Here is a 26,422-nt window from a genome sequence, read left to right as displayed (position 1 = left end):
GATCATGAATGAAGCTTTTGACGATTATACGAAGCATAAGGAAAACTTTGCCTAGCGACCGACCCGGTATTGCTCCGGAGTCTTGCCGGACAGTCGTTTGAACATGGCGATGAAGGCCGAAGGCGTGCTGTAGCCAAGGTCGAAGGCGATTGCCTGTATGGACGCCGCCTGTCGAGCCATTCGACGGCGCCCAAAAATCTTTGCACGCCGCACTGTCACAAAACTGTCGTATATTCTCATTTCTCAGCATACATAGATGGATCGGATGATTCAGTCGTCGTCGCCTCCCTCCAAAGAGAGGCAAGAATTGACGAAGGGGCCAGTCGGTCTTGCCGCGGGAAATTTGTTTCAAGTCGCGGCTTTAGAATGGAACGTCCGGCATAGGGATCGAGGAGGATCCCCATGCCGAAAAATAGGGCCGGGCGTGGTCTGCGCCTGTCGGGACACTTGGGAGGAAACATGTCCGTACGTTTTATCTGCGCTTCAGCTGCGGCGATTGCCGTCTCGTTTTCCATGACATCGAACGCATTTGCGCTGACCGAGCTGCAATGGTGGCACGCCATGTCGGGCGCCAACAACGAGGTCGTCGAACAACTCGCCAAGGAATTCAACGAGAGCCAGAAAGACTACAAGATCGTCCCGGTGTTCAAGGGCACCTATCCGGAAGCGCTGAATGCCGGCATCGCCGCGTTTCGAGCCAAGCAGGCTCCGGCAATCCTGCAGGTCTTCGACGCCGGCAGCGGTGTGATGATGGGGGCCGAAGGCGCGATCATGCCGGCGGCCGATGTGTTGAAAAAGGGCGGCTATACGTTCGACAAGTCGCTGTATCTGCCCGGCATCGTCTCCTATTATTCCAGGCCCGACGGGACCATGCTGTCCTTCCCCTACAACTCCTCCTCGCCGATCCTTTACTATAACAAGGACACCTTCAAGAAGGCCGGGCTCGACCCCGAAAGCCCGCCGAAGACCTGGCCGGAAGTGTTCGATGCCGCCAAGAAGATTAGGTCGAGCGGTGCATCGGCCTGCGGCTTCACCTCCACCTGGCTCACCTGGATCCAGACCGAGAATTTTGCCGCCTGGAACAATGTCGCCTATGGCAGCAATGAAAACGGCCTCGGCGGCACCGACGTCAAGCTCGAATTCAACACGCCGCTCTTCGAGAAGCACTTCCAGGCGATCGCCGATCTCGCCAAGGACGGCACCTTCCGCTATGGCGGCCGCACCTCGGAAGCCAAGCAGCTCTTCACCTCCGGAGAATGCGGCATCCTGACGGAATCCTCCGGCGGTCTCGGCGACATCGTCAAGAGCGGCATGAATTACGGCATTGGGCAGTTGCCCTACTACGACGGCGAAGGCCGGCCGCAGAATACCATCCCTGGCGGAGCCAGCCTTTGGGTCTTCGGGGGCAAGAGCGATACCGAATACAAGGGCATCGCCGAATTCTTCCACTTCCTGTCGCAGACCAAAATCCAGGCACGCCTGCATCAGGTCTCCGGCTACCTGCCGGTGACGATGGCGGCCTATGAGGAGACGAAGAAGTCCGGCTTCTACGAGAAGAACCCCGGCCGCGAGACGCCGATCCTGCAGATGCTCGGCAAGGCGCCGACAGCGAACTCCAAGGGCGTGCGCCTGGTCAACCTGCCGCAGGTGCGCGACATCATGAACGAGGAGTTCGAGGCGATGCTGGCCGGCAAGGAAGACGCAAAGACCGCGCTCGACAAGGCCGTTCAGCGCGGCAACGCCGCCATCCAGCAGGCCATCGGCAATTGACGCATTGATGCGGTCCAGCCCGCAGCTGCTGAGGCTGCGGGCAATTTCCCTGTCCTAGGAGATCGCCGTGCAACGCGTTGTCTTTCCCAACAAGATCCTTCCCTATCTCCTCGTCGCTCCGCAGATCATCCTGACGGCGGTCTTCTTTTTCTGGCCGGCGAGCCAGGCGCTTTATCAGTCGATGCAGCGCGAGGATCCCTTCGGGCTGAAGAGCGGCTTCGTGGGGCTTGCCAACTTCCGCGCCGTGCTGTCCGACGAGACCTATCTGCATTCCCTGCAGGTGACCGTGGTCTTCTGCGTCGCGACAGCGTTGCTGTCGATGATTGTCGCGCTGGCACTTGCGACCGCCGCCGACAAGGTGGTGCGCGGGCAGACCCTCTATCGCACGCTGCTGATCTGGCCCTATGCGGTCGCACCCGCCGTCGCCGGCATGCTGTGGCTCTTCATGTTCAATCCGGCGATGGGCACCCTCGCCTATATCCTGCGTCGCAACGGCTTCGCCTGGGATCCGCTGTTGAACGGTAACCAGGCGATGGTACTGGTGATCGTTGCCGCCGCCTGGAAGCAAATCAGTTACAATTTTCTGTTCTTCGTTGCCGGCCTGCAGGCAATCCCCAAATCGCTGCTCGAGGCCGCCTCCATCGACGGCGCGCGCGGCAACCGGCGCTTCTGGACGATCGTCTTTCCGCTGCTGGCGCCGACGACCTTCTTCCTGCTGGTGGTCAACACGGTCTACGCCTTCTTCGACACCTTCGGCATCATCCACGCCGTGACCGGCGGCGGCCCGGCCAAAGCGACGGAGACCTTGGTTTACAAGGTCTACAATGACGGCTTCGTCAATCTCAACCTCGGCTCCTCGGCGGCTCAGTCCGTCATCCTCATGGTGATCGTCATTGCGCTCACGGCCTTCCAATTCCGCTTCGTTGAGAAGCGCGTGCATTATGCGTGAGGTGAGCCGATGATCGAAAAACGTCCCGTCGCCAATCTCATCGGCCATCTGATGCTGATACTTGGCGTCATCATCGTCGCCTTCCCGATCTATTACACCTTCGTCGCCTCGACGATGACTTCAGCTGAAATCCTGCGGCCGCCGATTTCGCTGCTGCCCGGCGGTCATTTTGTCGAGAACTATGGGGAAGCGCTTTCCGGCGGCGTCGAGCGCGTGGTCGGCGTCAGCCTGCCGCGCATGCTCTGGAACACATTCGTCGTGGCGGTCGTCATCGCCGTCGGCAAGATCGCGATCTCGTTCCTGTCGGCCTTTGCAATCGTCTTCTTCCGCTTTCCGCTGCGCATGGTGTTCTTCTGGATGATCTTCGTAACGCTGATGCTCCCGGTGGAAGTCCGCATCCTGCCAACCTACAAGGTTATCGTCGATCTCGGCATGATCGACACCTATGCCGGCCTGACCCTGCCGCTGATGGCGTCAGCCACCGCGACCTTTTTATTCCGGCAATTCTTCCTGACGATTCCCGGTGAGTTGCTGGAGGCGGCGCGCATCGACAATGCCGGACCCTTCCGCTTCATGCGCGATATCCTGCTGCCGCTGTCGAAGACCAATATCGCCGCCCTGTTCGTGATCCTCTTCATCTATGGCTGGACGCAGTATCTGTGGCCGCTGCTCGTCACCAACGACGCCAAGATGTCGACGATCATCATCGGGCTCCGGAAAATGGTGGATTTCGCCGATGCGGCGACGCCGTGGAATTTCGTGATGGTGACGGCGATCCTGGCGATCATTCCGCCCATCGTCGTCGTGGTGCTCATGCAGCGCTGGTTCGTCAAAGGTCTTGTGGAGACGGAGAAATAATGGCTGGGATCACCCTCAAGGATGTCCGCAAAACCTATGGCGGCGGCATCGACGTCATCAAGGGCGTGTCGCTCGATATTGCTGACGGCGAACTCGTCGTGCTGGTCGGGCCTTCCGGCTGCGGCAAGTCTACGCTGCTGCGCATGATTGCCGGCCTGGAAAGCATCACATCGGGCACGGTGTCCATCAATGATCGGGTGGTCAACGAGCTGGAGCCGTCGGACCGTGACATCGCCATGGTCTTCCAGAATTATGCGCTCTATCCGCATATGACGGTGCGCCAGAACCTGGCCTACGGGTTGAAGAACCGCAACATGCCGAAGGACGAGATCGAGCGGCGGATCGACAAGACGGCTCGCTCGCTGGAAATCGAACAGTTCCTGGAGCGCAAGCCACGCCAACTGTCCGGCGGCCAGCGCCAGCGCGTTGCCATGGGCCGCGCCATCGTGCGCGAACCGGCCGCTTTCCTGTTCGATGAGCCGCTCTCCAATCTCGACGCCAAGCTGCGCGTGCAGATGCGCGTCGAGATCAAGCGGCTGCAGCGATCGCTGGCGACCACCAGCGTCTATGTCACGCATGACCAGATGGAGGCTATGACGCTGGCCGACCGGCTTGTCGTGTTGAATGGCGGCCGGATCGAGCAGGTCGGCACGCCCATCGAACTCTACGAGCGGCCAGCCACGACCTTTGTCGCAACCTTCATCGGCTCGCCGTCGATGAATCTGCTGAAGATCACGGAGAAAAGCGGTCTCGCACTTTCTCCAGGCACAGGCTCCGTCAACAGCGACACGACCATCGGTATCCGACCCGAAGACCTTCATCTAGCCGAGGATGGAAATGCCGCCGCCTTTAGCGCAAAGGTCCGTGTGCTGGCGGTGGAGCTGGTGGGTGCGGAAAGCTATGTATATGGGGTCCTTCAAGACGGCCAGGACATCGTCTTTCGCGTTTTCGGACGATCCCAGATCGCGATCGATGCCGAGCTTGTCGTTACCGCTTCCGCCAATGCCCTGCATTTCTTCGACGGCGGAGGAAACAGAATAGAGGCCGCATAAACGGTTCAAACCTTGGGACGATGCGGTTGGAGCCTGTCGTTTCGCAGGCGTATCGGCTTTTCATGTCACGCTCCGTCATTTATGACGGATTTATGACAACGCATGTTTGGAGCGCCGACAGTGAACTGGTTTCGTAAATTGATGCCGCGAGAAGATCGTTTTTTTGATCTCTTCGCGCGGCATTCCCGCACCATCGTCGGCGCGGCCGAAGCTTTGAACGAATTGCTGGCCGGCAAGGACACGGAGCAGCATTGCCAGCGCATCGTCGCCCTCGAGAACGAGGCAGACGAGATTGCCCGCGAGGTGCTGCTCGCCGTACGGCGCAGCTTCATCACGCCCTTCGATCGCGGAGATATCAAGGACCTTATCATGTCGATGGATGATGCCATCGACATGATGCACAAGACGGTGAAGACCATCCGGCTGTTCGAACAGACAAGCTTCGACCCCAGGATGCAGGAGATGGGCGCAGCGATCGTCCAGGCCGCCAAGCTGGTGGCCGAGGCAATCCCGCTGCTCGACCGCATGGGCGCCAACTCGGCGCGCCTCAGCGTGCTCACCGAAGAAGTGGTGAAAGTCGAGGGCCGCTCGGACGAGCTGCATGAGCAGGGGCTCAAGGATCTCTTCCGCCGTCATGGCGGCTCGAACCCCATGGCCTATATCATCGGCAGCGAGATCTATGGCGAACTGGAGAAGGTGGTCGACCGCTTCGAGGATGTCGCCAACGAGATCAGCGGCATCGTGATCGAGAACGTCTGATGGAGGCCACCCTCGCCCTTCCGCTGCTGGCGGGCCTGATTGCCGTTGCGCTGTTCTTCGACTTTCTCAACGGGCTGCACGATGCGGCCAATTCGATTGCAACCATCGTCTCCACCCGTGTGCTGCGGCCGCAATATGCCGTGATGTGGGCCGCCTTCTTCAATTTCATCGCCTTTCTGTTCTTCGGACTGCATGTGGCCGAAACCCTCGGCACGGGCATCATCGACCCGGGCATCGTGACGCCGCAGGTCATCTTCGCCGCGCTGATGGGCGCCATTGTCTGGAATATCGTCACCTGGATATTCGGCATCCCGTCGAGTTCGTCGCACGCGCTTGTCGGCGGCCTGGTCGGCGCCGGGCTGGCCAAGGTGGGCACAAGCGCGATCGTCTGGTCGGGCCTGTTGAAGACGGCCGGCGCCATCGTGCTTTCGCCGCTGCTAGGCTTCGTGCTCGCACTTCTCCTCATCCTGTGCGTGACCTGGATCTTCGTCCGGCAGACACCCTTTGCCGTCGATAGCACGTTCCGCGTGCTGCAATTCGTCTCCGCCTCGCTCTATTCGCTCGGCCATGGCGGCAACGATGCCCAGAAAACGATGGGGATCATCGCCGTACTGCTCTATTCCCAGGGCTATGGCGGCGGGGAATTCCATGTGCCGCTCTGGGTGGTGCTGTCCTGCCAGTCGGCCATGGCGCTCGGAACCTTGTTCGGCGGCTGGCGGATCGTGCATACGATGGGCTCGAAGATCACCAAGCTCAATCCGATGCAGGGCTTCTGCGCGGAGACCGGCGGCGCGATCACATTGTTTGCCGCGACATGGCTCGGCATTCCGGTCTCGACCACGCACACGATCACCGGCGCCATTATCGGCGTCGGCGCTTCCCGGCGCCTTTCCGCGGTGCGCTGGGGCCTCGCCGGCAATATCGTCATCGCATGGGTGGTGACGCTGCCAGCCGCCGCGGCGATCTCCGCGCTTGTCTATTGGGTCATGAACTGGGTGGGCTGAGCGCCTACCCAAAGACTCTTTGCCTCTTCTGTAACAGCGGCTCTCTCGGCAGCACCCATCAATCGCAGCCGTAGACCTTTCGTCTACTATCTCTCCTCGCGCTCATCTCGAACATTTGCTTCTGCGCCAGCATTGAGACCGGTGCTTTTTTCGGCAACTCAAGCCTATCCCCCGCCGCCCACACTCAACATGCGCAATTAATATGCACTCCAAGAGTGCGCTCAAAACTTATGCGAAATTTCCATAGAGGCCGCTTGACAGGTCGGGCTTGGGAGGCTCTTAATGCGATCACTGATGCAAACATATACCAGTATATCGGTTGACCATCGGAGCGTCGTTCGCCCTGGCTGACACGCAAAAAGCTCCGATCCGTTGAATACGCACCGCGCCTTCTGAAAGCCCAAACCCGGCTTTCGGAGCGATGCCGCAATGCAAAGTAACGTCCGCACGCCAAACGAAAATCCATAAGGGGAACTTCATGCGACGCCTGCTTTCCATGTCCCTCGCCCTGATCCTCACCGCAAGCGCCGCCTATGCCGCGCCGGTCGAGGGCGGCAAGATCAATCTCATCGTCCAGCCGGAACCGCCGGGGCTGATGATCGGCATCACCACCAACGGCCCGAGCCTCGCCGTTGGCGGCAATATTTTCGAGAGCCTGCTGCGCTATGACGAGAAACTGCAGCCCATGCCCTCGCTGGCGAAATCCTGGACGGTTTCCAACGACGGTCTGGCCTATACCTTCACCCTGCAGGACAATGTGGTCTTCCACGACGGCAAGCCGATGACCTCGGCCGACGTGCTGTTCACCGTCAACGACTTCCTGATGAAGACGCAGCCGCGCCACCGCAACCTGATGGACCATGTGGAGAGCGTCACCGCACCCGACGACAAGACGGTCGTCTTCAAGCTGAAACAGCCTTTCGAACCCTTCATCCGCGCCTTCAATTTCAGCGCCATGCCGATCGTGCCGAAGCACCTTTACGAGGGGACGGACTACGCCACCAACCCGAACAATGAAAAGCCGATCGGGACCGGCCCCTTCAAATTCGTGGAATGGAAAAAAGGCAGCTACATCAAGCTGGCGAAGAACAAGGACTATTACCTCAAGGGCAAGCCATATCTCGACGAGATCTACTACCAGATCATCCCGGATGGCGCCGCGCGCGCCGTCGCCTATGAGACAGGCAAGGTGGATGTACTACCCGGCGGCTCCGTCGAGAATTTCGACGTCCCGCGCCTCTCGGCGTTGCCGAACACTTGCGTCACGGAAAAGGGCTGGGAATATTTCTCGCCGCTCTCCTGGCTGTGGCTGAACAACCGCGTACCCCCGATGGACAATCCGAAATTCCGCCAGGCGATCATGTATGCGCTGGACCGCGAGTTTGCCAAGGATGCGCTGTGGAACGGCATGGGCAAGGTTGCTACCGGCCCGTTCTCGTCCAAGCTTCCCTTCTATGCGGCCGCCGGGCAGCAATATGAATTCAACCCGGACAAGGCTAAGCAATTGCTGAAGGAAATAGGCTACAACGGCAAGCCGCTCCGGCTCCTGCCCCTTCCCTATGACGAAACCTGGCAACGCTGGGCGGAAGCCGTGAAGCAGAACCTCGCCGATGTCGGCATTCCCATCGAAATCGAGGCGACCGACGTTGCCGGCTGGAATCAGCATGTCGCCAACTGGGACTACGACCTCGCCTTCACCTATCTCTACCAGAACGGCGATCCCGCCATCGGTGTGGAGCGCAATTACAAGACCTCGCAGATTTCCAAGGGGTCGCCCTGGAACAATGTCGAGGGATATTCCAACCCCGACGTCGACAAGCTGTTCGAGACCGCCGCCGTCGCCTATCCGGCAACTGAACGCCAGAAAATCTACGATCAGGTTCAGGCCAAGCTTCAGGACGACGTTCCGGTCGCGTGGCTGCTCGAGCTGGGTTTCCCGACAATCTACAACTGTAAATTCCAGGACATCGTGACCACCGCCAACGGATTGGCGGAATCCCTGCGCGATACATGGATCCAGAAGTGAGGAAATTGCGGGGAGATCACTTCCCCGCTCTTCTCATCCCACGGAGAAATCGCAGCAGGAGGCTCTCATGACGCGATTCATTGCAGGAAGACTGCTCAAGGCGGTCGTCATCCTCATCTGCATAGCCATACTGAACTTCTTCCTCATCCACGCAGCGCCCGGCGATCCGGCCGCGGTGATGGCGGGCGAGGCCGGTGAAACGGACGCCGTGTTTCTACAGCAGCTGCAGGAGCGCTTCGGCCTCGACAAGCCTTTGTACGTGCAGCTGTGGATCTACATCTCCTCGATCGTGCGGCTCGATCTCGGCTATTCCTATCGCCAGCAATTGCCGGTTCTGCAATTGATCCTCGATCGCCTTCCGGCAACGCTGCTCCTCTCCATCTCAGCTTTCGTGATTTCGCTGGGTCTCGGCATTCTGGCCGGCGCCGTCTCCTCGGCCCGCCAGGGACGCTGGTCCGATACGCTGATCTCGCTGGTGACGCTGATCTTCTATGCGACGCCGCTCTTCTGGCTGGCGCTGATGGCCGTGCTGCTATTTTCCGTGCAACTCGGCTGGCTGCCGGGCTTCGGTTACGAGACGGTGGGGGCGGATTATACCGGCGTCGCCCGCATGCTCGACATTCTCCAGCATCTCGTCTTGCCCGCAATGACCCTCGGCCTGTTCTTCATGGCCGTCTATGTCAGGATGACGCGGGCTTCCATGCTGGAGGTGAACCAGCTTGACTTCGTCAAGACCGCCAAGGCCAAAGGGCTACGCCCGGCCGTCATCCAGCGTCGACATGTCCTGCGCAACGCCATTCTCCCGGTCGTGACGCTGGCTGGCCTTCAAGCTGGGCAACTGGTGGGCGGCGCAGTACTCATCGAAACGGTGTTTGCCTGGCCCGGCATCGGCCGATTGATGTTCGATGCGCTGTCGCAGCGTGACTATAACCTGCTGCTCGGCGTCTTCATCGTCTCCGCCGCCATGGTGCTGTTGTTCAACCTGATCACCGATGTGCTTTATCGCATCGTCGATCCGCGCATCCGGGTGGCGTCATGAAGGATTTCTGGAAACGTTTCTCCCGAAACCGCGGCGCCGTTATCGGCCTGGTGATCCTTGCCGCTGTGGTGATCCTGTCGATCGCCGCTCCCTTTCTCTACACAAAGTCGCCATGGGCGATGGTGCAGCGTCCGTTCCTTCCGCCTTTCACGACGGAACGCTTCCTGCTCGGAACCGATCCGATGGGGCGTGACCTTGGTGCCGGACTTGCCTACGGCGCACGCGTCTCGCTGCTGGTGGGGCTAGTCTCGACGGTTGTTTCGCTGCTGATCGGCATACCGATCGGGGCGCTGGCCGGATATTTCGGCGGCTGGGTCGATGACCTCCTCATGCGCTTTACCGAATTCTTCCAGAGCGTGCCGAGCTTCGCACTCGCCGTGGTACTGGTCGCCATCTTCCAGCCATCCATCACATCAATCGTGGCGGCGATCGCGGTGGTGTCTTGGCCGCCGGTCGCCCGGCTGCTACGTGGCGAAGTGATGTCGCTGCGCTCACGGGAATTCGTCGAGGCGGCGGTACTGTCCGGCCAGACGCACGCGACCATCATCTGGCGGCAGATCCTGCCCAACACGCTGTCTCCGATCATCGTGCTTGCCTCGATGATGGTGGCCGCCGCCATCCTCATCGAAAGCTCGCTGTCCTTCCTCGGGCTTGGCGACCGCAACGTCATGTCCTGGGGCTATATCATCGGCGCCGGCCGCACGGTGATCCGCCAGGCATGGTGGGTCAGCTTCTTTCCGGGTCTCGCCATCCTGCTCACCGTGCTCGCCCTCAACCTCGTCGGCGAGGGACTGAACGATGCCCTCAATCCGCGCCTCGCGCGCCGTGGAAAGTGAGGGAACATGATGACCGAAGAGATATCTTTCGACATCGACATCCATCCGGATCGCATCGAGCGCGGCGAACCGGTAGTGCATATCGACCGGCTGAGCATCGCGCTGCCGGAAGGTGCTGACCGGCCCTATGCGGTGGATCGCGTCAGCTTCCGGCTGCATCCGGGGGAAATGCTGTGCGTCGTCGGCGAAAGCGGTTCGGGCAAATCGATGTCGGCCAATGCGCTGATGGGGCTTCTGCCGGAAACGGTTCGCGTCGCTCAAGGGCGCATTCTGCTTGACGGCACCGACCTCTTACAATTGCCGCCGGAACAGCTCTATGGCATCCGCGGCCGCCGGGTGGCGATGATCTTCCAGGAGCCCATGTCAGCACTGAACCCGCTGATGAAGGTGTCGGCGCAAATCGAGGAAGTGTTCGAAGCGCACGGGCTGCTGAGCCCCAAGGAGCGCAAGGCGAAGGCGCTGGATCTGCTCACCGAGGTCGGCTTGCCGGACCCTATACGCGCAGCAGCCTCCTACCCATTCCAGCTTTCCGGTGGCCAGCGGCAACGCGTCATGATCGCCATGGCGCTGGCGCTCGAGCCGCAGGTACTGATCGCCGATGAGCCCACGACCGCGCTCGACGTCACCACCCAGGCGCAGATATTGCAACTGATCCGCCGCCTGCAGACCGAGCGCAACATGGCGGTGATGTTCATCACCCATGATTTCGGCGTGGTGGCGGAGATCGCCGACTATGTCACGGTCATGCAACTCGGCCGCATCGTCGAACAAGGCCCGGCGGAGGATGTGCTCTATTCGCCGCGGCATCCCTATACGAGAAAGCTGATCGCCGCGATCCCGCAGCCGAGCGGCGGCAGCGTCTCGCAGCCGCAACGCGAAACGGTGCTATCGGTCGAAAATCTCACCAAGACCTATCGCATGGGTGGCGGACTGTTTTCGAAGCCGAAATCCGTCGACGCGGTCAAGGGCGTGACCTTCACCTTGGGGCGCGGCGAGACGCTCGGCATCGTTGGGGAAAGCGGCTCCGGCAAGTCATCGGTCGGGCGCTGTCTCGTGCGCCTTCAGGACCCGGACGGCGGCCGCGTGCTGCTCGGCGGCAAGGACATGGCGCATCTGAAGGGCACGGAGCTTCGCGCCATGCGCCGGCGGACGCAGATGATCTTCCAGGATCCCTTCTCGTCGCTCAATCCGCGCGAAAAAGTCGGGCGTATCATCGCCGATGGTCCGATCGCTTATGGTGAAAACGAGAAAAAGGCGCTGTCCCGCGCCGCCGAACTGATGGAGTTGGTCGGCCTCGATCCGAAGAGCGCCAACCGCTTTCCGCATGAGTTCTCCGGTGGCCAGCGCCAGCGTATCGGCATCGCGCGAGCATTGGCGCTGGAGCCGGAGATCATCATCGCCGACGAGGCGGTGTCTGCGCTCGACGTCTCCATCCAGGCGCAAGTGCTGGAGCTGCTGGGAAAGCTCAAGAAGGAGCTCGACCTGTCGCTCGTGTTCATCACCCACGACTTGCGTGTCGCCGCACAGATCTGCGACCGTGTGATGGTGATGCAGAGGGGTCAGGTCGTCGAACTTGGCACGGGCGCGGACATCTTCACCGCTCCGAAACACGCCTACACCCAGAGCCTGATAGAGGCGATCCCCGGCCGGGACCGGGAATCGCAGATGATGTCAAAACGTGCTTGAATTTGAACGGACGGCTGAAGAGCCCAAGGAGCCACTGCACATGCGTATCGTGTCCAATTCCATCGAAGGCCGGGACATCGCCTATCAGATGCATCCCAACGTAAACCTGCGCAAATATGAAAAAACCGGCGGTCTGGTGATCGAATCCGGCGACGGCATCTATGTCACCGACAACAACGGCAAGCGCTATATCGAGGGCATGGCCGGCCTATGGTCGGTCGCGCTCGGCTTCGGCGAGAAGCGCCTGGCGGACGTCGCCAAGGCCCAGATGGAGAAGCTGCCCTACTATCACACCTTCTCCTACAAGACGCACGGCCCCTCGATCGATCTTGCCGAACTGCTCATCAAGATCGCGCCGGTACCGATGTCGAAGGTTCACTTCACCTCCTCCGGCTCCGAGGCCAACGACCTCGCCTGCAAGATGGTCTGGTATCGCTCCAACGCGCTCGGCAACAAGGACAAGAAGAAGATCATCGGCCGCATCAAGGGCTATCACGGCGTCACGATCGCTGCTGCCTCGATCACCGGCCTGCCGCGCAACCACGAAAGCTTCGACCTGCCGCTCGACCGGATGGTCCACACGTCCTGCCCCTCCTATGTGCATTTCGGAAAGGACGGCGAGAGCGAAACCGATTTCACAGCTCGGATCCTGAACGATCTGGAAGAGCTGATCCTCAAGGAAGGTCCCGAGACCATCGCCGCCTTCTGGGGCGAACCCGTCATGGGTGCCGGTGGCGTTCTGGTTCCTCCGGCCGGCTACTGGGAAGGTGTTCAGGCGATCCTGAATAAATACGATATCCTGCTCGTCGCCGACGAGGTGATCTGCGGTTTCGGCCGTACCGGCAAGATGTTTGCCTGCGAGACCTACGATATCAAGCCGGACGTGCTGATCGTCTCGAAACAGATCTCGTCCTCCTACATGCCGCTTTCGGCGATCATCATGAACGATGCCTTCTATCAGCCAATCGCCGACGAATCCGACCGTATCGGCGTGTTCGGCCATGGCTTCACGGCTTCGGGGCATCCGGTTGCAACGGCGGTCGGCCTTGAAAACCTGAAGATCATTCAGGAGCGCGATCTGGTCGGCAATGCCGCTCGGCTTGAGGAGAAATTCCTCGGCCGTCTTGCGGAGCTTGCAAAACACCCATTGGCGCATTCGTCACGCGGCGTCGGACTGATCGGCGCGCTGGAAATCAAACCATGGGGCGACGCCAAGCCCGGCGATGCGGCGGCGGCCGTTTCGGCGGCTCTTGAGGAAGAGGGTGTGATCTCGCGCAACATCGGCGAAGCGCTTTGCTTCTGCCCGCCACTGATCATCACCGCCGAGCAGATCGACGACATGTTCAATGCCGTCGGCCGCGCGCTCGACACGGTCGCCAAAACAAGAGCCTGATGGGGATTTGGTAAACATGGATACATCGGTCAAAACAGATCTCGGCGAGATGAGTTCGGCGGAACTCTCCGCGCTTTTCGCATCCGGACGGGCTTCCCCAGTGGAAGCAGCCAAGGCTTCGCTCGAACGTATCGAGCGCTTCAATCCGTCGGTCAATGCCTTTGCCTATGTCGTGCCGGAGATGGCGCTGGCAGCCGCCAGGGAATCGGAAGCTCGTTGGCAGAAAGGCGCGCCTCTCAGCACCATCGACGGCGCTCCGACCACCATCAAGGAGCTGACGCCGGTCAAAGGCATACCTTGGCGGCGCGGCTCGGCGCTCGGATCGAAGGAACCTTCCGACAAGGAATTCCTGATCATGAAACGCCTGCGCGGCGCCGGCGCCACCATTCTCGGCACCACCACCTCACCGGAATTCGGCTGGAAGGGCGTCACCCACGGCCCGGCATTCGGCAACACGCTCAATCCATGGCGCACCGATCGTGCCTCCGGTGGGTCATCGGGCGGCGCGGCGGTTGCTGCCGCGCTCAATATGGGCGTGCTGCATGAGGGCTCCGACGGTGCCGGATCGATCCGCATTCCCGCATCTTTCTGCGGCGTCTTCGGCATCAAGCCCACCTATGGCTGGATACCGTCCGATACGCCCTCGCCGCTGTTCGAACTTGCCCATCGCGGCCCGCTGACACGCACCGTCGAGGACGCCACGCTGTTCCTTAATGCCACCACCGGTCCGACAGCCGATGCCATGTATGGCTACTGCCCGACGCCGGTTCCGAACTGGCGGCAAGCCATAACAGACGCCGACGTCCAGGGGCTGAAGATCGGCTACAGCCGTAATCTCGGCTACGCGCAAGTCCAGCCGGATGTCGCCGCTGCCATCGAGCAGGCGGCATCCCGCCTGGCCGAGATGGGCGCCATTGTCGAGGAGGTCGATCCCGTTTTCTCCAATCCGCAGGACGCGCTGCTGGCGCTCTGGTATGCGGCGGAGGCGCGGACGGTGGATCTTGCCAATCCGACCGAGGAACAGAAAAAGCTAATGGATCCCGGCCTCTTGCGCATTCACGCCAAGGGCAGCGCCTTGACCGCCATCGACTATGTAATCGCGGAACAGGTGCGGGCCGATCTCAAGGTGAGGATGGCGCAGTTCCACGAGACATATGATGCGCTCATGCTGCCCACCATGCCGACGACAGCCATCGAGGCCGGCGTCGATTTTCCTGGCGGCATCGAAGGCAAGGATTGGTCGGACTGGTCACCCTTCACCTATCCCTTCAACATGACGGGACAGCCGGCCGTTTCGGTACCCTGCGGCTTCGACGCCGGCGGCTTGCCGATCGGGCTGCAATTCGTCGGCCCGCGCTATCGTGACGACATCGTGCTGAAACTCGCCGCCGCCTATCAGGCGGCTTTTCCGGAAAAATTCCCTTCGGCACCTCGCGCGCTATAGTGGTATTTCAGCAGACAGACTTCCCTTTCACAATCCTGGAGAGGAAGGCCGGTCGGGCGCGGATGTGGGGCATCCGCGCCTGACCCAGAACACACAAGAAAACAGAGGAAACCCATGTTGCACAGTTCCACCCGCGATGCCGGGATCGGTGCCGAACTGAAAACGGGCGCGGCAGCCGTGCCCGCCGATGAAGCCGAAGCCATCGCCCGCGACAAATATGGGCTGGACGGCCATGTCGAATGGCTGTGGGGAGAAAAGGATTCGAATTATCGGCTGACGCTGGCGGACGGACGGGACTATCTCTTCAAGGTTCTCAATCCCGCCGAAGATCCCGGCATGACCTCGATGCACAGCCAGGCGCTACTGCATGTCGAGGCTGTCGATCCCGGCATCCCCGTGCAGCGCATCATCCGCACGCTGGATGGAGAGGCGGACTTCCGCATGACCGACGCGGACGGCGGCACACGCGGCGTGCGGATGGTGACCTTCCTGCCGGGCATCGCCCAGAAGGCTGCATCGCATTCGCCGAGACAACGCCGCAATGTCGGTGCGCTGCTGGCGCGTATGCAGATAGCACTTTCCAGCTTCACGCATCCGGCGGCCGGGCACCGCATCACATGGGATATGCAGCACGCCCTCGGCGTGCGCGATCTGCTGCCGGTCTTTACCGATCCGGTACAACGCCGCCGGCTTGAAGCGGCAATGGACAATTTCGAAAAACAGATCATGCCCGTCATGGCCTCGCTGCCCGCGCAGGTGGTGCATAATGATTTCAACATGGAAAACATCCTCGTCGATCCCAAAACACCGGAGACGATCAGCGGCATTATCGATTTCGGCGACATGGTACATGCGCCCAGGGTGTTCGATGTCGCCGTTGGGGCCGCCTACCAGATGGGCGACGCTACCGAACCTGTCGAGGCCATCTGCGATTTCCTCACGGAATATTCGACGCTTGTCAGCCTGAGCGAACAGGAGATTGCGGTGCTCTATCCCGCCATCCTCACCCGTATGGTCATGCGCCTTGCCATTCCACAGTGGCGGGCCGGGCTTTTCCCCGAAAACCGGGATTTCTATGTTCGAAACAGCCCGACGGTCTGGGCACAATTCGCCCGCCTTGACGCCATTCCGACCGAAACAATCGTCGCGCGGCTTACCGCTGCCTGCCAGCAAGGAAACCGGAAGCCATGACCTCGCCTAAAACCGCACCGACTGCTCCCAGCATGATCAACGGTTTCGACGCAACGAAACTGGCCACCTTGCCCGAACGCGAACGCCGGATGGTGGAACGCCGTCAGGCTCTGCTCGGGCCGTCCTACCGGCTGTTCTACGACAATCCGCTACATCTGGTGCGGGCCGAGGGCGTATGGCTCTACGACGCCGATGGCGAGGCACACCTCGATGTCTACAACAACGTGCCCTCCGTCGGCCACTGCCATCCGCGCGTCGTGGAAGCGATTGCCCGGCAGGCAGCCATCCTCAACACCCACACGCGGTATCTGGACGACACCATCCTCGACTATTCCGAGCGCTTGCTGGCCACCTTCCCGGATGAAATCGAGCGGGTAATGTATACCTGCACCGGCAGCGAGGCGGTCGATCTGGCCCTGCGCATTGCCCGCCACTATACCGGCGGAACGGGTATCATCATCACCGAGAACGCCTATCACGGCGTCACCGCTGCCGCCGTTGAGATTTCACCGTCGCTGGGCTCGGGCGTTCCCCTCGGTCCGCACGTCATCACGGTTCCCGCGCCGGATGCCTATCGCGCCGAAGGCCGCGACGTGGCGGACGCGCTTGCCGAAGACGTGAGCAAGGCAATCGCCTTCATGCGCCGCCACGGCATCCGCCCCGCCGCCTTCATTGCTGACAGCATCTTTTCGACGGATGGCATCCTGCCCGATCCGGAAGGCTTCCTGCAGAAGACGTTGGAAGTGGTCCATGAGGCCGACGCGCTTTATATCGCCGATGAGGTCCAGCCGGGCTTTGGTCGCACCGGCTCGCATATGTGGGGCTTCATGCGCCATGGGATCGTGCCGGACATCGCCGTGATGGGCAAACCGATGGGCAATGGCATGCCGATTGCCGCCGCCGTGATGAAGGCCGAGATCCAGGAGCGGTTCGGCAAGGATGTCCGCTATTTCAACACCTTCGGCGCCAATCATGTCTCGATCGCCGCGGCAAGCGCCGTGCTGGATGTCATCCGCGACGAGAAGCTGATGGAGAACGTCGCCGCCACTGGCGAATATATGCTGACGGGTATGCGGGCGCTGCAAGGGACGTTCGCCTGCATCGGCGATGTCAGGGGCGCCGGCCTGTTCCTCGGGCTGGAATTCGTCAAGGACCGCGAAAGCCGAACACCGGACGGCGCGCTGGCGCTGGCGGTCGTCAACGGACTTCGCGATCGCCGCGTGCTGATCAGTGCTGCCGGAATCCACGGAAACGTTCTGAAAATCCGGCCGCCCTTGCCATTTTCGCGTAAACACGCCGATATCTTTCTGGAAACGCTGGAGAGCGTGCTCGCAGACATTGTATGAAAGACCATACCGGGTCCAACCGGGGGATAAAAATGCCAGGGAGAGGAGATCATTCCGGGTGAATGCACGCATCAAGCGGTCCGAGCTGCGGCCTGACGGCAACGGTCAGCCAAAAGCACAGTGGGCCTACAACGCCATCCGCGACGCCATCATCACCATGGCCCTCGAACCGGGGACCATGCTGAGCGAGAAGGAGACCTGTGCGAAGCTCGGCATCTCCCGAACGCCTATGCGTGAAGCCGTGCTGCGGCTCGCCCAGGAAGGCCTTGTGAATGTCGTTCCGAGCGGCGGCACCTTCATCAGCAAGATCTCCGTTCGCGGCGTCATCGAAGGGCAGATCGTCCGCTCCAGCCTGGAACTGCGCATGGTCCGCCTAGCCGCCAGGACCTATGATCCGGTCTTCGATAAGGATTTCGATCTCCTGATGTTCCTGCAGGGGGATGCTGCCAAGCGGCAGGACTACGACGAGGCCTTTTCCGTCGATAATGCCTTTCATCAGTTGGTCAGCAGGGCTGCGGGCTTTCCCAACGTCTGGCACACGATCCGCAACGCCACCGGCCAGCTCGACCGCGTCCGCCGCCGCGCTTATCCGAAGTCAGGCTATTTCGACGAGGTCGTGGAAGAGCATCGCGCTATCTACGAGGCCATCCGCGCACATAACGAGGACGAGGCCTACAGGCTATTGCGCCAGCATCTCGACGATATCGAACAGGTCCTGGCCTTCGTCGTGGCAGAAGATCCCGGCATCGTCGTGCAGGAAGAAAACGCTGGCATTCTCGACGCACTGTTGACGCCGAGGGGGTAGAGGCTGCTTCCACACAACCTCTACAAGGTCTTCCTCTCATCAGTTCTTCAGCATCCGCGGATCGAGCGCATCGCGAACCGCATCGCCGAGATAGTTGACGCTCAGCACCGTCAGCGAAATGGCAAGTCCGGGCCACAACACGCGGGATGGCGTGATCTGCAGGAAGCTTGCGCCATCGAAAAGGAGGCGCCCCCATGTCGGAAAATCCGACGGGAAGCCGAGACCCAGAAAGCTCAGCGCGGATTCGGTGATAATCGCGGAAGCAATGCCAAGCGTCGCCGACACCATGATCGAGCTCATGACATTCGGCAGAATGTGCTTCAGGATGATCCGGTATTCTCGCATGCCGCTGCTTTTGGCCGCCATGACGAAATCCAGCCGTTTCACCGCCAGCACATCGCCACGCACGATGCGAGCGGTATGCATCCAGCTCGTGACGCCGATGACAAAGACGATCAGGATAAAAATTCCGGTTTCCGGGCCGAAATAGGAGCGGAGCGTGTCGCGGAACAGCATGATGATGACCAGTAGCAGAGGCAGAAGCGGAAGCGCCAGAAACAGATCCGTCAGCCGCATCAGAGGTCCGTCGAGACGTCGAAAATAGCCCGATGTTACGCCGACCAATGTCCCGAGAAGAAGCGCCAGCAGCATGGCGGTGATGCCGACCGCCAGCGAGATGCGTCCACCTGCCATCACCTGCGCCAGCATGTCATGGCCAAGATTGTCTGTGCCGAAGGGGTGAAGGAGGGAAGGTCCCTGGTTCTTGGCGCGAATGTCGATCTTATTCGGATCGACGCTGTGGATGAACGGACCGACATAGACGACCAGCAGGATGACTATGAAAACGATCAGGCCCGCAAAGCCACCTTTATGAGCCCGGAATTGCCGCCATGTGGCGGCCATGAGCGAGCGTGGCGGCGCGGTCAAGGCCGTCGTCGGGATTGCTGTTACGTCAGTCATAGCGGATCCTCGGGTCAAGAATGCCGTAAAGCACGTCGGCAATCAGATTGAAGAGAACGATCAGCACCGCAAAGATGAAGGTCAGGGTCTGAACCATGGGGATATCCCCGCCCTGCACGGCCACGATCAAAAGCTGGCCAAGGCCGTTCACCCGAAAGACCTGCTCGGTGATGATGGCGCCGGAAAAAATCGTCGGCACCCCGAGCGCGATGACGGTTACGACCGGTATCAGGCTGTTGCGCAGCACGTGGACCAGAAGCACGGTCTTTTCCTTGACGCCCTTGGCGCGCGCGGTACGGACATAATCCTGATGCAGGTTGTCGAGCATGGAGGCGCGCACGAAGCGGCTGATATGCGAAACGTTGTAGAGCGTCAGCACCATGACCGGCAGGAACATCTGCTTGATCTGTGCCATGAGGCTGGACCAGTCCGTCACGCGCAGGTTGGTGTCGTAGACCGATGGGAACCAGTGCAGATAGGAGCTGAAGACGACGATCAGCAGCACGCCGGTGAAGAAGGTCGGCACCGAATACCCGACCATGGAGATGAATGTGCCGATCTGATCGAAGATCGAATATTGCTTGTAGGCGGAGAGAACGCCGATCGGGATCGCCAGTAACACGCCGAAGAGGTAGGAGAGGCCTACGACCCACAGCGTTTGCGGCATGCGCTGGACGACAAGATCGACCACCGGGCTGCGCGTTGCCCATGAGAGCACCCGCAATCTATGGCCGTCGCCGAACTGCCAGCCGGTGATCTGTTCGAGAATATTCAGCGGCTCGTTGACGAAGAATTGATACAGCCATCTAAGATAGCGGATCAAGAAGGGCTGATCGAGACCAAGCGCCGCTCGGATCTGCTCACGGACCTCCGGCGGGATCGTCAATGGCAGGTCGCCGGTCGGATTGTTGGGCGCGAGGTCGAGAAGAGTGAAAATAACAAAGCTGATAACAAGCAATGTCGGCACGGCAAAAAACAGCCGCCGCAGGGTAAACTTAAACATCGGAAAGTCTCCAGACCTTCAGGCGACGTAAGACGCCGGCCTCGCTCGAAGACGAAGCCGGCGTCCTCCGCGTCTTACTTCTTGCGGGACCAGTCAGCGACGTTCCAAAGTTCGGAATCCCAAGCGTTCATTCTGACACCCTCAAGTGTCGCGGAACGCGCCGAAACCTGGCCACGGTAGATGAGCGGGATATGGGCGCCCTCTTCCGTCAGCATATCATTGGCTTTCTTGGCGATTTCCGCGCGCTTGGCGAGATCGGCTGTCTTCGACAATTCGGTGACGAGCTTGTCATAGTCCGGGTTGCAGTAGCGCGGCATGTTCTGCCCCTGCCAGCCGTTTTCGGGGGCGGGAATCTTGTTGCACAGCCATTCCGCCAGGTATTTTTCAGGATCGGTGCCGTCGAAGTTGTTGGTATACATTTCCACGTCGGCATAGAACTTCTGGAACGTATCCGGGCTGGCGGGATCGCCGCCGAAGAAGACGGAGGCGCTGATGTTGCGCAGTTCCGCAGCAACGCCGATCTGTGCCCACATATCCTTCACCAGCGCCTGCGTGGCCTGGCGCACGGAGTTGGTCGACGTCTGGTAGAGGAAGGAAAGCTTCACGCCGTTCTTGGCGCGGATGCCGTCCGAGCCTTTGACCCATCCGGCTTCGTCGAGAAGCTTGTTGGCGCCATCGACATCCGGCTTCAGGCACCAGTCATTCGCCGTCGAGGCATAGACCTCGGGACCAGGCACGATATTGCAGGTCGGCTTGCCTGCAGCACCATAACCGGCCTCGTTAATGACGTCGCGATCGATCGCCATCGACAATGCACGGCGAACGGCCGGGTCCGACAATGACGGATGCGGGCCGGCCTGCTTGGTCGAGCGCTTGTCGCCGAGCGACGGATCGACGGCGTAGTGGTTGATGTTGATACGTTCGACCTGCGTGCCGAAGGCTGTCACAAGGTCGCCCTTGCCGGCGGCCAGCATGGTTGCAAGAACTTCAGGCTCGACCTGCATGTTCCAGGCATAATCATATTCGCCGGTCTCAAGCACCGCGCGGGCCGCGGACACAGCGTCACCGCCGCCCTTAAGCGTTGCCGTAGCGAAAGCAGGCTTGGCCGGATCGCGATAATTCTTGTTGGCTACGAAGCTGATGACGTCGTTCGGCTTGAACTCCTTGACGACGAAGGGACCGGTGCCGATCGGGCCGAAATTGGCGGATGTGCAGCCGGGTGCCGCGGCGCCGACGCAATCCTTGAACTGCGCCTTCTGGATGATAGGCGACTGGCCACCGACAAAGGCGCCATAGGGGTAATATTTCGGCTCGGTGAAGGTCATCTTGACGGTGTGCGGATCCACGGCTTCCACCGACTTGATGCCTTCATACTGCGCCTTCTGCGCGCAGCCGCCATCCGGCGCCGTGCAATATTTCCATGTGAACACCACATCGTCGGCCGTGAAGTCCGTGCCATCGGACCATTTGACATCCGGCTTCAACTTCCAGACCATGCTCGTCATATCCGACGAGATGCCGCCGTTTTCCAAAGTCGGGATTTCCGTCACCAGAGTCGGCACGAGCTTGCCCGTTTCGTCGTAACGCGCCAGCGGTTCGATGACCATGGACGAGCTGTAGACTTCCTTGGTTCCGCCCGAGAGATATGGGTTGAGCGTCGAAACAGCCTGCCAGAACAGGATCTTCAAATCGCCGTCGCTGCCGCGCTCGGCATGGGCGGCGGAGCCAGCCATGGCGAATGCCGCAACCACGCTGGCAAGAAGGATATTGCGTCTCTTCATCTTGATTTCCCCTATGTGATTTTTGTGTGTTGAATTATCGACGCAGCGTTTCCCATATGCCGCGGCGCAAAGGCTCATTTCCGAGAGCACCACAGGCCGAAAGGCTGTATGGGCACACGAATTTGTGCAATCGAGAGCCTGAATTCGGCCCGCCACAGGCCGATCTCGCACCGCTCGTCGATTTCAAGTTGAATGATGGAACGGGACGGTGGTTTTGCAGCGGCAAGCGCCGCCGACGGCCCTGGAAGGCGTTGTGCACCAACGGTTTCGCGACCTCACGGAGCTTTGCTCGCCTTGGTCGTCCCGAATGATTCAGGCGCGGGCCATCGGCGGTCGTCACCGGATCTTCGCAAATCGAAAGAATGATAACCTCCTGAAATTGCCCAGTTCTTTTCCAATCAGAACCCGACCATTTATGTGCGCTGAAATTCCCTTTGGCCACGGCCCGCCGTCATTGTTCCCGTTTATCGGCACGCGCGTCAAAGGCGATGCTCAAATTTTGAGCCATCTAAGCACAGGCCTATTTTTCGTTCAAGAATGAAAGTTGAAGCTTGCAAAATCAGATTTCCACAGCGCAATATACCGCCATATCTCCCTGGACCCGGACGAATGAGGACAGACCATGCCGATATTGAATCGTGCCGCCGAAATGCAGGAAGAAGTTGCCGGCTGGCGGCGCCATTTGCATGAGACGCCGGAGCTGCTCTACGATGTCTACGAGACATCGAGCTTCGTCGCGGAGAAATTGAAAGCCTTCGGCTGCGATATCGTCGAGACCGGCCTTGGCAAAACCGGTGTGGTCGGCATCATCAAGGGCAGGCATGGCGATGGGCCGACGATCGGCTTCCGCGCCGACATGGACGCCCTTCCGATCACGGAAACCAGTGGCAAACCATGGGCATCAAAAGTGCCGGGCAAGGCGCATTCCTGCGGCCATGACGGTCATACCGCCATGCTTCTCGGCGCCGCGCAATATCTGGCGGAGACCCGCAATTTCAAAGGCTCGGTCGCAGTGATCTTCCAGCCGGCCGAAGAAGGCGGCGCTGGTGCGCTGGCCATGCTCGATGATGGCATGATGGACAAATTCGGCATCAGTGAAGTCTACGGCATGCACAATTCGCCCGGCATCCCGGTCGGCAATTTTGCGATCCGCAAGGGGTCGCTGATGGCCGCCGCCGACAGTTTCGAAATCACCATCAACGGCAATGGCAGCCATGCCGCAGCCCCACATCTCTCGATCGATCCGGTGCTGGCCTCCGCCCATGTGGTGATTGCCCTGCAGTCGATTGTTTCGCGCGGAATGGATCCGCTGAAATCGCTGGTCATCTCGGTGACCACGACCCATGGCGGCACGGCCCATAATGTCATTCCGAGTTTCGTCACCCTGACGGGAACGGTGCGCACACTTCTTCCCGAAACGCGAGACTTCGCCGAAAAACGCATCAGGGAAGTCGCGCAGGCGACCGCGATGGCACACGGCGCAACGGCTGATGTCAACTACCATCGCGGTTATCCGGTCACCGTCAATCACGACAGTGAAACGGAATTCGCAATCGGCGTCGCTGGCTCGGTCGCAGGCACTTCCGCCGTCGAGGCCAACACGGCGCCGCGCATGGGAGCAGAGGATTTCTCCTATATGCTGGAATCCCGCCCCGGCGCCTTCATCTTCATCGGCAACGGCGATACCGCCGGCCTTCACCATCCCGCTTACGACTTCAACGACGATGTGCTGCCCTATGGCATCAGCTATTGGGTGACGATGGCCGAAAAAGCCCTCGCAGCCTGATGTCCCAGCGCCATCAGGCTGTGGAATCCCGCTGGGGCAGCGACGGATTGCACTACTTGTAGGTGATCGTGTTCCCGGCCCTCGGCCGATTGAAGAAGTGGCGGTCGAAACTGTAGCCGTTCGTTCCCGTGAAGCTTGCAAACAGCGCCGAGACAGGCGTCGTCAATGTGTATTGCACACGGGTCAGCACGACCTGCACGCCGGTTTCCTTGATCTGCGAGGGAACGTCGATCGGCGTTGCCGCCCCATAGGTCAAGGCAGAGGTATTGAGCGCGGCGGACCAGTTGACCGTGGCGTTGCCGGTTTTGCTGATGTCATCCACCGCAACCGTGATCGTCAGCCCTGTGGTGTCATAGGGTTGCAGGATGAAGCTGGCACCGGAGAGAATATTGGCGACGTCGGATTTCGTCCAGGTGCCTTGCTGGGAAATCATGTCGCCGGTGGTGGAGGCGATCTCATCGATCTTCCGGCTGACGGTGAGTGCATGGCCGAGATCGACGGTTCCTACAAGCAGGAGCAGCAAGATCGGGAGAACGATTGCGAATTCCACTCCGGACGTTCCAGACCGGTCACGCGCGAGACGGCGAAGGCAGAATGCGGCAAACCGATAGATGGGCAAGCTCCATTTCATGATCAGAAGGGCTCATTGCGGAACAGAGCGGAGGATCCGAGCAGATAGCGGCCGTCGGCCATCTTGTTGCTCGAAAAGGTGAAGAAGTTGACGACGGCATCCCAGGGCAAAAACGCCTGAACCAGAATGTAGTCGCTACCCTTGCCAATGTTATAGGTCTCGGTCACCGCAAGATTACCGCTGGCATTAATGGGATTAGCGCTGGTGGCGGATGACAGGTTTGAGAGTACATCGACCTTGACCAGGAGATTGCTGGAACAGCTGAACGCCAAAAGCATATCGTCGCAGATTTCGGCCTTGAAAGCGGCTTGGGTGATCTTAGACGAAGCAACCTCTCCAGTGCGGATCATTCGGGAGATCTTCTGAACCGATGCGTCCATCGCGGAATTCACGAAAAACATCACCGATATCTCGATGATCGCGAAGAGCAGCATGAACAGCGGCAGCGCCAGGAGCGCAAACTCGATCGCGGCCACGCCTTTCCGGTCAGCAAGGAGGCGACGGAACGATCCAAACGGCCCAGCTCGCATCATTGGGTCAGCCGAACGGAGGCAAGATATTGCGTGAAGAGTGCCGACAAGCCGTTCGTGATGTCCGTCGCAGACGATGCCGACATGAACAGGCTCTTCGAGGAGGCACAGTCGGACAGCGCATAGGGGATGTAGTCCCGCCGCGTGATGCTGGTTGGCACGCCGCTATCCATCGTGCCGCCCCAGGTGCTTTTCCAATTGGCGCTCGCCATGGTCGAGCCGACGGTTGCGTTGTAGCCCCAATCCGTGGTGATCGGCAGATATTCGGTGTAAAGAACCGCCATGGTGGCGGACTGCTTTTTGATATTGGCGCACCAGTCCGGATTGAACGGAGCGACCTTGTACCAGTATGGCCCAGATATCGGCTTGTTGTTTTTCCAGATCACGCCATCGGTCACCCATTCGCGCTGCGACTGGACCCCGTCCGTCAGCAGGAGAACCAATTTGAGCGGTGTCGCCGAGGAAGAGCCGTCTCCGCCCGTTCCGACTTTACTTTTTAGTGCCGCGAGGGCGACGTCAAAATAGGTATAGGTCGTCGAGGTAGCGCTTGTAAGGCCGGCTGTTGGATCGTCCAGCCGTTTACTCGCGGCTGTCGTGTCCAGCGTCGGTGCCAGAACTTCAGTAATCGTGTCGCCCAGACTATACAACCCGACCCGGATCCGCTCATGATTGGTGTCAGAGCTATTGATCATGTCGATCACTTCATGAACGGCGTCTACGGCAACATCGGCGCGCAGCTTGATTTTCTTTTCCGCGCTATAGGAATAATTGTCGGGATACGTTGTGGTACCGATGGTGTGCGAATCGCCCGTATGACAGGCGAACTGACACCCGATGCCGTTATACATGGCCTGTTGACCTGCGGTTGTCGCCGCCAGGAGCATCGACGGGGATTTGTCGATCACGATATAGACGTTGAGGTAGGACGATGCCGGCCCCTTGACGGCGCTTGCGACGCTGACGGGGACGGTATTGATATTGGCAATCTTCATCAAGGTCGTAGGGACTGTCCCGCTCGCCGTCGCCGTTATGCGATGGTTGGTCGTATCGATTTGAATATCGCCAAGGGAGTAGTTGCTGTCTGTCTGCGCATGGAACCAGTCTGAAACCTTTTGCTTGAGGGCGACCGTATCACCGGTGTCGACATTCTTGACTGCGGCGATCAGGGCCGCGTCGAGATCGCTCTGCATGCTCTGGCGGACATTGTAGGCGCGGATATAGTCAAAGCTGGCACCGACCGCGAGGAGCATCGGCACCATGGTGAGGGCAACGACGATTGCGACATTGCCGCCCCGTTCCCGTCCAAGCGCGCGAAATATTGCGAAAAATCGGCTATGTAAATAATCCAGCTTCAAGAACCACCAACACTTAAATTACGAAAAAGTGATGGGTATTACGAGCTTAATAAAGTTAATCTTTCATGGATTCCGATGAAGACTGGACAAAATTGCAACGCCGATGAATATTTTTCTGCGTAATTTGTACATTCTATCGTATTACGTATCTTAGTAATAAAATATACTTATCATCCGCCAGTAGAATTAGATATTTGAAAAATATTATCGGAGCGTGC

Annotated in this window: 23 protein-coding genes; 16 read left to right on the top strand and 7 right to left on the bottom strand. The window is 59.8% G+C overall.

Features of this window, described 5'->3' with window-relative positions:
• Positions 1 to 51: 51 nt before the first annotated feature.
• Positions 52 to 180 (bottom strand): helix-turn-helix domain-containing protein, encoded by a 129-nt coding sequence (locus tag AB6803_RS01960; protein WP_371107276.1) that lies wholly within the window; start codon positions 178 to 180, stop codon positions 52 to 54.
• 279 nt (positions 181 to 459) lie between these two features.
• Between AB6803_RS01960 and ugpB the strand changes: the two genes are divergently transcribed.
• From ugpB to AB6803_RS01885, 15 genes are all read left to right on the top strand, one after another.
• Positions 460 to 1,770 (top strand): sn-glycerol-3-phosphate ABC transporter substrate-binding protein UgpB, encoded by a 1,311-nt coding sequence (gene ugpB / locus AB6803_RS01955; RefSeq protein WP_371107275.1) that lies wholly within the window; start codon positions 460 to 462, stop codon positions 1,768 to 1,770.
• Between the two features lie 67 nt (positions 1,771 to 1,837).
• Positions 1,838 to 2,719, top strand: coding sequence for a sn-glycerol-3-phosphate ABC transporter permease UgpA (ugpA, locus tag AB6803_RS01950; RefSeq protein WP_371107274.1), 882 nt, complete (start codon positions 1,838 to 1,840; stop codon positions 2,717 to 2,719).
• A 9-nt stretch (positions 2,720 to 2,728) separates the two neighbouring features.
• Positions 2,729 to 3,577 (top strand): sn-glycerol-3-phosphate ABC transporter permease UgpE, encoded by an 849-nt coding sequence (gene ugpE / locus AB6803_RS01945; protein ID WP_371107273.1) that lies wholly within the window; start codon positions 2,729 to 2,731, stop codon positions 3,575 to 3,577.
• Positions 3,577 to 4,629 (top strand): sn-glycerol-3-phosphate import ATP-binding protein UgpC, encoded by a 1,053-nt coding sequence (locus AB6803_RS01940; protein WP_371107272.1) that lies wholly within the window; start codon positions 3,577 to 3,579, stop codon positions 4,627 to 4,629. Before ugpE ends, AB6803_RS01940 begins: the two co-directional genes overlap by 1 nt.
• A gap of 141 nt (positions 4,630 to 4,770) precedes the next feature.
• The gene (locus tag AB6803_RS01935; RefSeq protein WP_371107692.1) at positions 4,771 to 5,388 is read left to right on the top strand and encodes a DUF47 family protein; all 618 of its coding nucleotides are present in this window, start codon (positions 4,771 to 4,773) and stop codon (positions 5,386 to 5,388) included.
• Positions 5,388 to 6,392 carry an anion permease gene (locus AB6803_RS01930; RefSeq protein WP_371107271.1) on the top strand — a complete coding sequence of 335 codons (1,005 nt, stop codon included), beginning with the start codon at positions 5,388 to 5,390 and terminating at the stop codon, positions 6,390 to 6,392. The genes AB6803_RS01935 and AB6803_RS01930 overlap by 1 nt, the downstream gene beginning before the upstream one ends.
• A 478-nt stretch (positions 6,393 to 6,870) precedes the next feature.
• Entirely contained in the window at positions 6,871 to 8,418 is a 1,548-nt protein-coding gene (locus AB6803_RS01925) for an ABC transporter substrate-binding protein (protein WP_371107270.1), read from the top strand.
• 67 nt (positions 8,419 to 8,485) lie between these two features.
• A complete protein-coding gene (locus AB6803_RS01920) occupies positions 8,486 to 9,457 on the top strand; it encodes an ABC transporter permease (RefSeq protein ID WP_371107269.1) in 972 nt (323 codons plus the stop codon).
• On the top strand, positions 9,454 to 10,293 hold the full coding sequence (locus AB6803_RS01915; protein ID WP_371107268.1) for an ABC transporter permease: 840 nt from the start codon (positions 9,454 to 9,456) through the stop codon (positions 10,291 to 10,293). Before AB6803_RS01920 ends, AB6803_RS01915 begins: the two co-directional genes overlap by 4 nt.
• A gap of 6 nt (positions 10,294 to 10,299) precedes the next feature.
• The gene (locus tag AB6803_RS01910; protein ID WP_371107267.1) at positions 10,300 to 11,979 is read left to right on the top strand and encodes an ABC transporter ATP-binding protein; all 1,680 of its coding nucleotides are present in this window, start codon (positions 10,300 to 10,302) and stop codon (positions 11,977 to 11,979) included.
• 40 nt (positions 11,980 to 12,019) lie between these two features.
• Positions 12,020 to 13,372 carry an aspartate aminotransferase family protein gene (locus AB6803_RS01905; RefSeq protein ID WP_371107266.1) on the top strand — a complete coding sequence of 451 codons (1,353 nt, stop codon included), beginning with the start codon at positions 12,020 to 12,022 and terminating at the stop codon, positions 13,370 to 13,372.
• 16 nt (positions 13,373 to 13,388) lie between these two features.
• Positions 13,389 to 14,816, top strand: coding sequence for an amidase (locus tag AB6803_RS01900; RefSeq protein WP_371107265.1), 1,428 nt, complete (start codon positions 13,389 to 13,391; stop codon positions 14,814 to 14,816).
• 114 nt (positions 14,817 to 14,930) lie between these two features.
• A complete protein-coding gene (locus AB6803_RS01895; protein WP_371107264.1) occupies positions 14,931 to 16,007 on the top strand; it encodes a phosphotransferase in 1,077 nt (358 codons plus the stop codon).
• The gene (locus AB6803_RS01890) at positions 16,004 to 17,353 is read left to right on the top strand and encodes an aspartate aminotransferase family protein (RefSeq protein ID WP_371107263.1); all 1,350 of its coding nucleotides are present in this window, start codon (positions 16,004 to 16,006) and stop codon (positions 17,351 to 17,353) included. Before AB6803_RS01895 ends, AB6803_RS01890 begins: the two co-directional genes overlap by 4 nt.
• A 58-nt stretch (positions 17,354 to 17,411) precedes the next feature.
• On the top strand, positions 17,412 to 18,158 hold the full coding sequence (locus AB6803_RS01885) for a GntR family transcriptional regulator (protein WP_371107262.1): 747 nt from the start codon (positions 17,412 to 17,414) through the stop codon (positions 18,156 to 18,158).
• Positions 18,159 to 18,197: 39 nt separating this feature from the next.
• Here AB6803_RS01885 and AB6803_RS01880 read toward each other — a convergent pair whose 3' ends face one another.
• The 3 genes from AB6803_RS01880 to AB6803_RS01870 all read right to left on the bottom strand — a co-directional run bounded on the left by AB6803_RS01880 (position 18,198) and on the right by AB6803_RS01870 (position 21,902).
• Positions 18,198 to 19,118, bottom strand: coding sequence for an ABC transporter permease (locus AB6803_RS01880; protein ID WP_371107261.1), 921 nt, complete (start codon positions 19,116 to 19,118; stop codon positions 18,198 to 18,200).
• Positions 19,111 to 20,121 (bottom strand): ABC transporter permease, encoded by a 1,011-nt coding sequence (locus AB6803_RS01875; protein ID WP_371107260.1) that lies wholly within the window; start codon positions 20,119 to 20,121, stop codon positions 19,111 to 19,113. The genes AB6803_RS01880 and AB6803_RS01875 overlap by 8 nt, the downstream gene beginning before the upstream one ends.
• A 74-nt stretch (positions 20,122 to 20,195) precedes the next feature.
• The gene (locus AB6803_RS01870; RefSeq protein WP_371107259.1) at positions 20,196 to 21,902 is read right to left on the bottom strand and encodes a peptide ABC transporter substrate-binding protein; all 1,707 of its coding nucleotides are present in this window, start codon (positions 21,900 to 21,902) and stop codon (positions 20,196 to 20,198) included.
• A 622-nt stretch (positions 21,903 to 22,524) separates the two neighbouring features.
• Between AB6803_RS01870 and AB6803_RS01865 the strand changes: the two genes are divergently transcribed.
• Positions 22,525 to 23,688: a M20 aminoacylase family protein gene (locus AB6803_RS01865; RefSeq protein WP_371107258.1), complete on the top strand. Its 1,164-nt coding sequence runs from the start codon at positions 22,525 to 22,527 to the stop codon at positions 23,686 to 23,688.
• Positions 23,689 to 23,740: 52 nt separating this feature from the next.
• Here AB6803_RS01865 and AB6803_RS01860 read toward each other — a convergent pair whose 3' ends face one another.
• The 3 genes from AB6803_RS01860 to AB6803_RS01850 are packed head-to-tail and all read right to left on the bottom strand — an operon-like array spanning position 23,741 to position 26,204.
• Positions 23,741 to 24,325 carry a TadE/TadG family type IV pilus assembly protein gene (locus AB6803_RS01860; protein WP_371107691.1) on the bottom strand — a complete coding sequence of 195 codons (585 nt, stop codon included), beginning with the start codon at positions 24,323 to 24,325 and terminating at the stop codon, positions 23,741 to 23,743.
• Positions 24,322 to 24,852, bottom strand: coding sequence for a TadE/TadG family type IV pilus assembly protein (locus AB6803_RS01855; RefSeq protein WP_371107257.1), 531 nt, complete (start codon positions 24,850 to 24,852; stop codon positions 24,322 to 24,324). The genes AB6803_RS01860 and AB6803_RS01855 overlap by 4 nt, the downstream gene beginning before the upstream one ends.
• Entirely contained in the window at positions 24,849 to 26,204 is a 1,356-nt protein-coding gene (locus AB6803_RS01850; protein WP_371107256.1) for a TadE/TadG family type IV pilus assembly protein, read from the bottom strand. The genes AB6803_RS01855 and AB6803_RS01850 overlap by 4 nt, the downstream gene beginning before the upstream one ends.
• Between the last annotated feature and the right edge of the window lie 218 nt (positions 26,205 to 26,422).

Origin of the sequence: Rhizobium sp. RCC_161_2 (genome assembly GCF_041355235.1) — a bacterium.
In the GTDB taxonomy this organism is placed as follows: Bacteria; Pseudomonadota; Alphaproteobacteria; order Rhizobiales; family Rhizobiaceae; genus Rhizobium.
Note: the sequence above shows the minus strand (reverse complement) of the source record. Positions and strands in the feature narration are given on the sequence as shown.

Coding starts and splice junctions, on each gene's coding strand:
- AB6803_RS01920 (WP_371107269.1), top strand. CDS start 8,486: ATGACGCGATTCATTGCAGGAAGACTGCTCAAGGCGGTCGTCATCCTC.
- AB6803_RS01915 (WP_371107268.1), top strand. CDS start 9,454: ATGAAGGATTTCTGGAAACGTTTCTCCCGAAACCGCGGCGCCGTTATC.
- AB6803_RS01865 (WP_371107258.1), top strand. CDS start 22,525: ATGCCGATATTGAATCGTGCCGCCGAAATGCAGGAAGAAGTTGCCGGC.
- AB6803_RS01925 (WP_371107270.1), top strand. CDS start 6,871: ATGCGACGCCTGCTTTCCATGTCCCTCGCCCTGATCCTCACCGCAAGC.
- AB6803_RS01875 (WP_371107260.1), bottom strand. CDS start 20,121: ATGTTTAAGTTTACCCTGCGGCGGCTGTTTTTTGCCGTGCCGACATTG.
- AB6803_RS01930 (WP_371107271.1), top strand. CDS start 5,388: ATGGAGGCCACCCTCGCCCTTCCGCTGCTGGCGGGCCTGATTGCCGTT.
- AB6803_RS01940 (WP_371107272.1), top strand. CDS start 3,577: ATGGCTGGGATCACCCTCAAGGATGTCCGCAAAACCTATGGCGGCGGC.
- ugpE (WP_371107273.1), top strand. CDS start 2,729: ATGATCGAAAAACGTCCCGTCGCCAATCTCATCGGCCATCTGATGCTG.
- AB6803_RS01960 (WP_371107276.1), bottom strand. CDS start 180: ATGGCTCGACAGGCGGCGTCCATACAGGCAATCGCCTTCGACCTTGGC.
- AB6803_RS01935 (WP_371107692.1), top strand. CDS start 4,771: ATGCCGCGAGAAGATCGTTTTTTTGATCTCTTCGCGCGGCATTCCCGC.
- AB6803_RS01905 (WP_371107266.1), top strand. CDS start 12,020: ATGCGTATCGTGTCCAATTCCATCGAAGGCCGGGACATCGCCTATCAG.
- AB6803_RS01900 (WP_371107265.1), top strand. CDS start 13,389: ATGGATACATCGGTCAAAACAGATCTCGGCGAGATGAGTTCGGCGGAA.
- AB6803_RS01870 (WP_371107259.1), bottom strand. CDS start 21,902: ATGAAGAGACGCAATATCCTTCTTGCCAGCGTGGTTGCGGCATTCGCC.
- AB6803_RS01910 (WP_371107267.1), top strand. CDS start 10,300: ATGATGACCGAAGAGATATCTTTCGACATCGACATCCATCCGGATCGC.
- AB6803_RS01890 (WP_371107263.1), top strand. CDS start 16,004: ATGACCTCGCCTAAAACCGCACCGACTGCTCCCAGCATGATCAACGGT.
- ugpB (WP_371107275.1), top strand. CDS start 460: ATGTCCGTACGTTTTATCTGCGCTTCAGCTGCGGCGATTGCCGTCTCG.
- AB6803_RS01855 (WP_371107257.1), bottom strand. CDS start 24,852: ATGATGCGAGCTGGGCCGTTTGGATCGTTCCGTCGCCTCCTTGCTGAC.
- AB6803_RS01880 (WP_371107261.1), bottom strand. CDS start 19,118: ATGACTGACGTAACAGCAATCCCGACGACGGCCTTGACCGCGCCGCCA.
- AB6803_RS01895 (WP_371107264.1), top strand. CDS start 14,931: ATGTTGCACAGTTCCACCCGCGATGCCGGGATCGGTGCCGAACTGAAA.